The sequence below is a fragment of the Spiroplasma endosymbiont of Megaselia nigra genome (assembly GCF_003987485.1).
GTDB lineage: Bacteria > Bacillota_I > Bacilli_A > Mycoplasmatales > Mycoplasmataceae > Spiroplasma.
Map to the genome: position 1 here is coordinate 1 of NZ_RCOO01000025.1, position 11,136 is coordinate 11,136.

Here is an 11,136-nt window from a genome sequence, read left to right on the forward strand (position 1 = left end):
TAATAAATGTATATCTAATGGAATTAGAATTTCTATGGGTAAAAATTATCATTGTGCTGATAATATTGTTATTGAAAGTTTTCATTCTTTATTAAAAAAAGCAAAAATTCATAACAATATTTACTTATCGCATGATGAATATATTAATGATGTTAAAAAATGAAATAAATGATATTCAAGCCGCAAAGAAAAGGATATAATAAATAAAAGTTTATAAACCTTTTTTACTAATACTTACTTTTTGGGGTGCACTCTAAAGTAACCATCTTTTTTATTTCCCTTGTTTTGCTGTAATTAATTCAATAACTACTTGTTGGCCAATTTCTGGGGCAACTTGTCCTTTTGTTAATTTCATTAATTCACCCATAAAAAACTTAATTACTCGTTCTGGTCGTTGCTCATATTGTTCTAGCATTGTTATATTAGCATTAAAAACTGGCTCAATAATTGTTTTAATTTCAACTGGGTCACTAATTTGTTTTAATCCTAATTCAGCAACAATTTTCGTTGGAGCACAATCTTCATTTAAAATTCATTGTAACACTGTTTTGGCTTGTTTATTTGAAATTATATTTTGATTAATTAACATAATCATTTCAACTAAATTTTGTGGTGTTAATGCTGTTTCACTTATTGTTAATCCTTTTTGATTTAAATAAGCACTAATATCACCAATTAAATAATGAGCAATCAGTTCATAATGTGGTGATAACTTAATTGCTGCTTCAAAAAAATTCATTAAGGCATAATCTTGTAAAATAATTTCAATATCAGCTGGTTTTAAATTTAATTTTGATAAATAACGTTTACGTTTGACAGCTGGTAATTCTGGCATATTTTTAAGAACTTTTGTCATTCAATTTGGATCTAATTTAATTGGAAAAATATTTGGTTCAGAAAAATATTTATAATCAATAGCATCAGTTTTATGACGCATTAAAACCGTTGTTTTTGTTTTTTCATCAAATCGGCGTGTTTCTTGTTCAATTCTTTTTCCCATTAATAAAAGTTCACTTTGTCTTTTAATTTCATATTCAATTGCCTTTTCAACATTTGCAATTGAATTAATATTTTTTAATTCAACCTTATCACCAAATGTTTTCACACCAATTGGACGTAACGAAATGTTAACATCGCATCGTAATGAACCCTCATTCATTTTAGCATCACTAACTTTGGTATAAACTAAAATTTCACGTAAAGCTTCTAAATATTGACGAACTTGAAACGCTGACCGTAATACAGGGCGAGTTACAATTTCAATTAAACCAATTCCAGCACGATTATAATCTAATAACGTTTGGTCTTCTTCATGCAACTGTTTAGCAGTATCTTCTTCAATATGCAGACGTTCAATTTCTACTTTAAAAGGTTTATTATTCTCATCAATAATCGTTAAATATCCATTTTGACCAATTGGATAATATTGCTGCGTAATTTGAAAACCTTTTGCTAAATCGGGGTAATAATAATTTTTACGATCAAATTGAATGACTGGATCAATTGTCAAATTAAGTGCTTGGCAAGCAATTAACGCTAACTCAACTCCCTTTTTATTAACTGTTGGCATTACTCCTGGATACCCAACATCCATTGGATTAACCATACTATTGGGTTTAGCCCCATAACTCACTGCGCCAGAAGAAAACATTTTTGTCTTTGTTTTTAATTCAACATGATTTTCAATTCCAATTACTACCTCAAAATTAATCATGATTGTTCCCCCTTTCTGGTGCCACTTTATTTTTAATTCCAACAATCTCTTCAATTAATAAACTAGCATTAAAGACCTTTTGGTCAGCAAAAGGAGCAGCATTAACATTTATTCCAATTGGTATTTTATCAACAAAAGCAAGTGGAACAGTTAATGATGGATTACCCATTAAATTACCTAATACTAATAAATCATCAACATAATTTTCTAGTTCTGCCTCTGTTAAAATTTGATCTTTAATAGTAGTAATTTTTGGAGCAATCGTTGATGCAGCTGGTAATAATAAAAAGTCATATTTTGCAAAAACAGTAGTTAAAGCATTGACAATTAAACGTCGTACTCGTTTTGCTTTTAAAAATAATAATGTTTGGTTATTTTTTGTTAAAGTGTACGAACCAATAACATAACGACGTTTAACAACATGACCAAAACCATTAGTTCGTGAATTCATCATTACTTCTTGATAAGTGTCCCCATCAACTCGTGTTCCATAATTAATTCCATCCAACATTGAATGACTACTTACTGCTTCGGCAAAAGAAATCACCATATAAACTGGCATTAATGCTTTTAGTAAATCTTCTGGAAAATCAATTGCTGTAATACTAATCCCGCGGGCTGTTAATTCATCATATAAATGATCAAAATGAATTCTAATTTCATCTGGAAGAATCGCATGCGCATTTTTTAAATAAGCAAATTTTTGTTCTTTGATTTTTTCTGATGATAAATTTTTAAAATAACCTTGTTCTTTACTCTTTAATGAGGTTGCATCCTTGTGATCTTCTTGTGCTAAATAATCAAAAACAATTGCACTGTCTTCAACATCTCGAGTAAAATATCCAACCGTATCTAATGATGGCGCATAAGGAAAAACACCATACCGTGAAATTAAACCATAAGTTGGTTTAAAACCAACAACACCACAATAACCTGCTGGTTTTCGTACTGAATCACCTGTATCTGTTCCTAATGCAAATGGAACAACACCAGCCGCAACTAAAGCTGCTGAGCCAGATGATGAGCCACCAGTAATCCGGCTTAAATCTCAGGGGTTTAAAACATCTCCTGTTAAGGCATATAAACCATGCCCACCCATTCCTAACTCATCCAAAGCTGCTTTTCCTAATAAAATACTATTGTTTTCTTTCAAAATATTAGTTACTGTTGATTCATAATTTGGAATAAAATTTTCTAAAATTTTTGAACTCGCCGTTGTCTTAATTTCTTTTGTTGCAAAATTATCTTTTGCAAAATATGGTAAGGCAAATAAATAATTATTTTTTGGAACAACAAGGTGGTCTAATTTAGCTGCCAAAGCTGTGGCTTCTGTTTTTAATTCTGTCACTGTTGCATTTAAAACCTGATATTTGTCTAAATTAGTAAAAGCATCCTTAACTATTTGCGATGGAGTAATTTTTTTATCAACTAGAAGATGATGTAATTCTTTGATTGAATAAGCTGCCATTCTATTTAACCACCCTATTAATTACAATATAATCATCTATTTTTTTGGGTGCTGCCGCTAAAATTTCAGCTTGCGGAGCAACATCAATCTCATCATCTTCACGCAAATAGTCAACTGTTAAATCAAATGGAAAATGCATTGAATGAACATTAGTTGTATCAATTTTTTGTACTAAATCCATTTGTTTTAAAATAACATCAAATTCTTGACTTAAATTAGTTAGTTCCTCATCTTGTAAATCTAGCATAATATCATGTGCTAACATTTGTAACACTTCTTTTGTAATTTGTGCCATCTTATCCCTCCTTATTTAATAATTGTCGAAATTCTTCTTCATTAATAATTTTAACATTTAATTTTTGTGCTTTTACTAATTTATTACCAGCATCAGCCCCCGCCAGTAAATAGGTGGTTTTTGCACTAACACTTTCAGAAATTTGCCCACCATAACTTTCAATTAACTCTTTAAAATATTCTCGTGGTTTTGATAAAACTCCGGTAATCACAAACCGATAATTTTCAAACTTCTGTGCTAAATGCTGATTAGTAGCATAATACTCCATTTTAACCCCCTTTTGGCGTAGTAAGGCAAGTTCTTGTTGATTATCTGGAATTGCAAAATAATCAACAACACTAGCTGCTACAATTGGACCAATATCATTAATAATTGATAATTGTTCAATATTCATAGCGGCTAAATTAGCAATTGTTTTAAATTGTCGTGCTAATAATTTTGCTGTTTTTTGACCAACATGTCGAATTCCTAATGCAAACAATAATCGCTCTAAGGAATTATTTTTTGAATTATTAATTGAAGCAATCATATTTTCAAATGATTTTTCACCAAAATTTTCTAATTCAATAATTTCCGCTCGGTATTGCTCTAATTGATATAAATCACTAAAATTTTTTAAATATCTTAATTTAAATAATCGTTCAATAATTTTTTCACTAATTCCTTCAATATTCATCGCATTTCGTGAACAATAATGTTTTAACCCCCGAGTAATTTTTTTAGGACAAACAGAATTAATACAATACTGGTCAACCTCACCTTCAACACGTTCTAATAAAGAATTACATTCTGGACAATGCGTTGCCTCATGTCATTTTTGAGCATTTTTTTGGCGACAAGCTACAACATAATTAATTACTTCCGGAATAATATCCCCCGCTTTTTTAACTTGAACATTATCACCAATCCGAATATCACGCTCAGTAATAAAATCAGCATTATGTAATGTTGCTGCTCGTACAATTGTTCCTGCAATACGAACTGGCTCAAGAACAGCATTATAAGTAATCCGTCCTGTTCTTCCAACAGAAGGAAAAATATTAAGCAATTTTGTAACCACAACTTCTGCTGGAAATTTATAAGCTATTGCTCATTTTGGATTTTTAGCAGTATAACCTATGCGATTATATAAATTTAAGTTATTAACTTTAATCACAATTCCATCAATTTCATAACCTAATTGATGACGTTTTGGTTCATACTCTTGAATATATGCTCACACTGTCGCAATATTTGAACAATAACGATACTCAGGATTTGTTTTAAATTTTAATTGTTCTAATCTTTGTAACGCTTCGTACTGTGATTGAATTCCATCCTGCAAAGCATTAACATAATAATATAAAAATGCATTTAACTTTCGTTTTGCAACAATTGTTGAATCTAATTGCCGTAAAGTTCCTGCTGCTGCATTTCGAGGATTAGCAAATTCAGATTCGCCATTTTTCGCACGTTCCTCATTTATCTTCTTAAATTCTTCAACTGATAAATAAACTTCACCCCGAACAGTTAAAGTTGGTTGGTCAATTCGAAGCGGAATTGATTTAATTTGTTTAATATTAATAGTAACATCTTCACCAGTAAGACCATCTCCACGAGTTGCCCCCATCACTAAAAGATGATTATCATAAACTAATGAAATTGATAATCCATCAATTTTTAATTCACAAGTATATTCAACCTCTGGCAAACCAGTCAATTCTTTAATTTGTTCATCAAAATGAATTAAATCATCATAATTAAATGCGTTTCCCAAACTTAACATTGGACTTGTATGAACATATTTATTAAACTTTTCGCTAACTTGACCAGAAACACGTTGCGTTGGAGAATCAATTGTAATTAATTCACTATATCGTTGTTCAATTACAATTAATTCTTGCATTGCTCGATCATATTCTTGATCACTGACACTAGTGTTATCATTCACATAATATTCATAATTTCATTGTTCTAACTGTTCTTTTAATACTAAACTACGTTTTTTTGCTTGTTCAAAAGTCATAATATCCTCCTTTATTTTATTATTTTTAGGTTCTTTTTATGATGGGGGGGATTGGTGGTTTTTTAAAATGCCATTTTTTAAACGGTTTAATTTTCAATGCATAAACACTAATATTTAAGGCAACTAATAACGCAAAAATAAAAACCGTAGCATTGTTTAACAAAGCCTGTTCATTAAAAATTAAAATTAAAAAACGCCCAACTAACGGATTAAAGAAAGTTACTGTTAAAATTGATAGCATATTAATTGGAGTTTTTGCAACAAAATTCGGAATTCGTTCAAAAAGGAATAATCAAATTAAAGCTAAACCTAAAAAGATAAAAGAAATAAATAAGAAGACAATATTTGTTCATGGTTCTCAAAGCCCTAATTCTAACTGCACATATAAGGCTGATGCAATTGTTTCTAATGTTCAAAAATTTAAGTTATTTTCCCCCATTGCTAAAACAATGACTACTGAAATTAGAGTAAAAATAATTGGTACAACAAATAATAATTTTTTTTGCTCTAGGTACATCATTATTTCAATATCATGTACTCGTGAATAATTGCGATATAACAAAAATGATAAAATTATCATTAACAAAAATAATCCTAAAAAAATAAAAATTAGTAAAATATTTTTTATTTGTGCGTTGTAAAAGATAAAACATAATGTTGAAAATAAAGTAAACTTAACCATATCTTTTAAGAAATTAGTTTTATATTTTAACATACTAATTCATGTTGAAACATAAATAATAAATAACATAATATACGATGCATCTCATTCAAAGGTAATATAACTTGCAAAAATAATACCAATAATTCAAGGCATATTACGACTGCGGTATTCTTCATTTGTGTAAATTGTCATTAAAATAAAAGTGACAAAAAATAAACCAGTTAACATATTCTGTTGATGCCATGAATCATATCCAAAATAATAAATTAATAATTTTGAAGCATATAAAACAAGGAGTGATAAAGTACCAATTAAAAAACGATTACTTTTTTTATTAGCAAAATTACTCAATAATGTTACAAAAATTGAAGCAAATAACATTGCATCTAAAATATTTAATAAATTTCAAATAATATCACTTGGATCAATTCCAGTCATTACAAATCAAACTGAAACATTTGTAAACCAAGATAATGTTGCTAAAGCTTGAGCATTAGCAATCGTAACATTTGGATTTAATTTAAAAATAATATTATTATCAACTGAAGAAAAAAAATAAAAACTTAAAATATAACTATTAGTAATGTTTGAACCTGAAGGAACAATAAAATAGTTTTTAGCATAATATAATGCCATAAAAACACCAAATGCAACAAAAAAAATGGCGTGATTTCAATCTCATAAATTAATATTAAATCAATAACGAATAAATAATAACAAAAATAATGAATATAAAATATTAATTGATAATAATGAATAAACTAAAATAATATAACGTAAATTAGGAATAAATTCTAATGGAATTAGCAAAAAAGAAATAACAGCAAAATAAAAGAAAAAACCCATAATCATCCCAAAATAAATATTTTTAGTTCGAATTTTTAAAAATTCGGCTAAAATTGCCTCTGTTGAAGAAAAGACTCAGTAATAATATAAGAAAAAAACAATCGCAATTAAAACTATTTTTACCATTTGACCTTCTTCCTTTCTTAACAATTATAGCAAAAACACTCTAGAATATACTTTATAAACAAAAATAAAAGTGATTTCCATTTTATAAATCACTTATTAGTTAAAATTATTTCCTATTTAATAACAGCAATAATTTCTCCTTGTTTAACATTGCCTGTTTTAACAATATTAATTGTATTACCGCTCATTGTTTCTGGTGTAAAAACAATTGGCGTATCTAAACTTGGTACATTTTCAGCTTTTAAAACTGCTAAATCAACATTACATAATAAATCCCCTTGTTTAACATTATCATCTTGTTTTACTTGAATATCGAATCCTTTTCCATTTAATGAAACTGTATCCATTCCGATGTGTAATAACATTTCAACACCATTATTACTTTTGATTCCATAAGCATGACCTGTCGGAAAAACGGTAATTAATTTCCCAGCAATTGGAGCAATAAAATTACCAGCACTTGGTTTAATTGCTAAACCCTCACCTAACATTTTTTGTGAAAATACTTCATCTTCAACTTTATCTAAAGCAATAACTTCACCATCTACAGGGGCAATTATTTCAAGTTCTTTTGGTTTTTTACTAAATAATCCCATCTTTTCTTCTCCTTTTTTCATTAAGCAGACAACTTTGTCATCTATCTTTAGTATACTATAAAATTATTAAATTTATGTGCTATTTTTAAAACAATGGGAAACCAACTAGTTGTTTAACTAAAACCAAAATAGAACCAATTAAGCAAAAGAAACATAATAAAAATAAAATTAAATACTTATTTTTTTGAAAAGCAACCCGAATTGTTACCTTCTGTTTAACCGCAAAATTATCATTTTTAGCATTATGGCGTGTTTTATACCATTGTCTTCAATATCAAAATCCACTAATAATTGATAATGCCGTAAAAATAACAACAAAAGCAATTAAAACTGGTAATGGAAGGTCAATTATTGCATACATATTTAGATTTATTATTTAAACTACCTATTTTAATAAAAAATAACACTATATAGTGTTATTTTATCAAAATTTTAGACTTCTAAAGCATTTTTTGTTCTTTTTTCAACTAAAGCCAAAACTTCATCACCTGTTTGGCATTCTAATGCTTCTGTTACTAATTGTTCCATTGCCGAAACTTCTAATTTGCTAATAATACGACGCGCATTTAAAATACTTGTGGCAGACATTGAAAAGTAATCTAATTTCATTCCCATTAAAAGCGGAATTGCTTGTTCCTCTCCAGCCATTTCACCACACATTCCAACCCATTTTCCTTCTTTATGGGCACCATCAATAATTGTTTTAATTAAACGTAAAACAGATGGATTATATGGTTGGTATAAATATGCCACAAATTGGCTCATTCGATCAGATGCCATTGTATATTGAATTAAATCATTAGTTCCAATTGAAAAGAAATCAGAGTGTTTTGCAAACTGATCAGCTAACATTGCTGCTGCTGGAATTTCCATCATCATTCCAATTTCAATATTGTCTGAAACTTTATGTCCTTCTTTAAGTAAAATTGCTTTTTCTTCTAAGGTAATTTTTTTTGCAGTTTTAAATTCATCAACTGTCGCAATCATCGGAAACATAATACCAGCTTTCCCATGCACACTAGCACGTAATAAAGCACGTAATTGTGTTCGAAAAACATCTGTTTTATCTAAACAAAGGCGAATCGCACGATATCCTAAAAATGGGTTCATTTCTTCTGGAAATTTAAAATATGATAATTTTTTATCACCACCAATATCCAATGTTCGAATAATCACTGGGCGCCCTTGCATTCCTTCCAAAACACCTTTATAAGCTTCATATTGCTCATCTTCAGTTGGGAAATGGTCATTATTCATATATAAGAACTCACTTCTAAATAATCCAATTCCTTGCCCACCATTATCCAAAACACCTTGAACATCTTTTGGTGCTCCAATATTTCCTTCTAAAACAAATTTTTGATATCCATCTTTTGAAACTGTTGGTTTATCTTTAAATGCCAATAGTTCTTGTTGCAATTGTAAAAATTTTTCTTTTTCTGTTGTCCAAGTTTTAATCTCCACCGATGTTGGATTTAAGATAACTTCTCCTGTTGTTCCATTAATCATAATTATTTCATGATGGTTTGCTTGTTTTGTAATATCTTTTAATCCTAAGACAGCTGGAATTTCTAGACTACGGGCCATAATTGCAGCATGACTAGTACGCCCCCCCATATCACAACTAAATCCTTTCACAAATTTAGGATTTAACTGCGCTGTTTGTGAAGGTGTTAAATCTTCAGCAACAATAATAACTTCTTCACTAATAGTTGCTAAATCTAAGACCGGAACATTTAAAATATACTTAATTAAACGATCAGTTACATCTTTAACATCAGCTGCACGCTCTTTAAAATATGGATCATCCATACTTGCAAACATTGTAATAAACTTTTGAGCAACAGTATGAATTGCATATGCTGCATTATTGTTATTACTCTTAACGATATTTTTTGCTTCATCAATCATTGCTGGATCACGCAAAATTTCCTTATGTGCTTCAAAAATTGCTGCTTTTTCCGCTCCTAATTTTTCTAAGGCAATCTTTTGTAGTTTTTCAATATCTGTGTTTGCCTTTTGCATTGCTGCTTCTAGTATTTTAATTTCTTTTGCCGAATCAGAAACCGTATTATTCGAAATTTCATATTTTGGTTCTTCTAATTTAAAAACTTTGGCAATTGCAATTCCATTGCTAGCACCTATCCCGTGCAGTTTTTTTGACATAATAAAAAATCCTCACTTCTCTTTCTACTAAAACTATTTTTATTATATACCGAAAACTGGAAAATTGTTGCATTTTAACTAGACTTTTTGTTATAAGACATTATTTTATGTAAAAAAACAATAAATTTAAGTAACTATTTTATTTTTTTATTTTATAAAATTAAAAAACATTATTATACTCGTGGAAGATTATATCAACGAGTTTGCATAATTCCGTTAATAAAAATCCGATATCAATAAAATCCAATTAATAAAGTATTTTGTTTAAAATTTAAATTTTTTATTGTATTAATTCTCATTCGTTGAATTTTTTTAATACTATAAATAGCAAACCAAGTTGAATTACAAACAAAAGCATAATCTGGGATTAATTCACTTAAATCAATGTTTTTGCTCAATGCTTGATATTTTTTTTCTACACGAAAAATAAATAACTTATTGTTATTATTATTTAATTTTCATTGTCTATAAAAAGATTTAAATTTAAACTGACATTTATCACAAATCATTTGCTGCCCATTTTTTTGTATGACAAAACATACCTCGCTTTTCTTTTTGTCACCCCACAAGTGTTATTAATTAATATAAAATAAAAAATAAATAGAAATCACAGTTTTTTACTAATATAAATTATATAATAATTTTATTTATTTTATTATTTTTTATTAAAAGTTATTTTAAATAATAAAAAGTAGGGTAAAACTCTACTTTCTAAAAATTTGTTTTATATTTTATTTTTTGACTCACCATTTGTTAAAATTTCTTTTAAATTTTCATATGTTGTTTCAATCATATTTTTGACAGCTTCATAAGTATAAGAACCTATATGTGGTGTAATAATTACTCATGGATATAAGGTAAGTAATTTATTTGTCAGATTATCTGGTGTTTTATTTTCATTAAAATCTTGGAAAAAAACATCACCTTCATTTTCTAATACAAATATTTACTTGGGGATTTAATTCTTTTAGTTTATCTTTGATTTGTTGTTCTGTTGGAATGTCAGCTCCATTAGTTTTAAATATATGTTTAGAATTTACTGAATTTCTTTTATTTCTGCTTATGTTTAAACTTGTTAAATTTAATTCAGACAAATCTTTAATTTTTTGATAAGAAACATTAGCAATTGTTGTTGGTACAGCAGTTCCACTAATTGTTAATATACTTAATAAACCTAGTAATTTTTTCATTACTTGTATTTCTCCTTTTCTTATCTTGAAACATTTTATCAAGATCTTATTGACATTATATATATA

General features: G+C 28.3%; 11 protein-coding genes. 1 reads left to right on the plus strand and 10 read right to left on the minus strand.

Annotated features, from left to right (window positions below; translation table 4 throughout):
* Window positions 1-217, plus strand: a 217-nt coding sequence (locus D9R21_RS02135; RefSeq protein ID WP_206609229.1) for an integrase core domain-containing protein, incomplete at its 5' end; no start/stop codon positions are given.
* A gap of 54 nt (window positions 218-271) precedes the next feature.
* On the opposite strand, the gene gatB is transcribed toward D9R21_RS02135, so the two are convergent.
* The 10 genes from gatB to D9R21_RS02190 all read right to left on the minus strand — a co-directional run bounded on the left by gatB (window position 272) and on the right by D9R21_RS02190 (window position 11,070).
* A complete protein-coding gene (gene gatB / locus D9R21_RS02140) occupies window positions 272-1,714 on the minus strand; it encodes an Asp-tRNA(Asn)/Glu-tRNA(Gln) amidotransferase subunit GatB (protein ID WP_126820910.1) in 1,443 nt (480 codons plus the stop codon).
* Window positions 1,707-3,182 (minus strand): amidase family protein, encoded by a 1,476-nt coding sequence (locus D9R21_RS02145; protein ID WP_126820911.1) that lies wholly within the window; start codon window positions 3,180-3,182, stop codon window positions 1,707-1,709. Before D9R21_RS02145 ends, gatB begins: the two co-directional genes overlap by 8 nt.
* Before the next feature lies 1 nt (window position 3,183).
* On the minus strand, window positions 3,184-3,477 hold the full coding sequence (gene gatC / locus D9R21_RS02150) for an Asp-tRNA(Asn)/Glu-tRNA(Gln) amidotransferase subunit GatC (RefSeq protein WP_126820912.1): 294 nt from the start codon (window positions 3,475-3,477) through the stop codon (window positions 3,184-3,186).
* A gap of 1 nt (window position 3,478) precedes the next feature.
* Complete coding sequence (gene ligA, locus D9R21_RS02155; RefSeq protein WP_126820913.1) at window positions 3,479-5,482, minus strand: NAD-dependent DNA ligase LigA; 2,004 nt, start codon at window positions 5,480-5,482, stop codon at window positions 3,479-3,481.
* 25 nt (window positions 5,483-5,507) lie between these two features.
* Entirely contained in the window at window positions 5,508-7,118 is a 1,611-nt protein-coding gene (locus D9R21_RS02160; protein WP_126820914.1) for a hypothetical protein, read from the minus strand.
* Between the two features lie 113 nt (window positions 7,119-7,231).
* Window positions 7,232-7,714: a PTS sugar transporter subunit IIA gene (locus D9R21_RS02165; RefSeq protein WP_126820915.1), complete on the minus strand. Its 483-nt coding sequence runs from the start codon at window positions 7,712-7,714 to the stop codon at window positions 7,232-7,234.
* Between the two features lie 85 nt (window positions 7,715-7,799).
* On the minus strand, window positions 7,800-8,075 hold the full coding sequence (locus D9R21_RS02170; protein WP_241568674.1) for a hypothetical protein: 276 nt from the start codon (window positions 8,073-8,075) through the stop codon (window positions 7,800-7,802).
* Window positions 8,076-8,146: 71 nt separating this feature from the next.
* Window positions 8,147-9,880: a phosphoenolpyruvate--protein phosphotransferase gene (gene ptsP / locus D9R21_RS02175; RefSeq protein ID WP_126820917.1), complete on the minus strand. Its 1,734-nt coding sequence runs from the start codon at window positions 9,878-9,880 to the stop codon at window positions 8,147-8,149.
* A gap of 173 nt (window positions 9,881-10,053) precedes the next feature.
* Window positions 10,054-10,389: a hypothetical protein gene (locus tag D9R21_RS02180; RefSeq protein WP_126820918.1), complete on the minus strand. Its 336-nt coding sequence runs from the start codon at window positions 10,387-10,389 to the stop codon at window positions 10,054-10,056.
* 390 nt (window positions 10,390-10,779) lie between these two features.
* Entirely contained in the window at window positions 10,780-11,070 is a 291-nt protein-coding gene (locus D9R21_RS02190) for a hypothetical protein (RefSeq protein WP_126820919.1), read from the minus strand.
* Window positions 11,071-11,136: the final 66 nt, after the last annotated feature.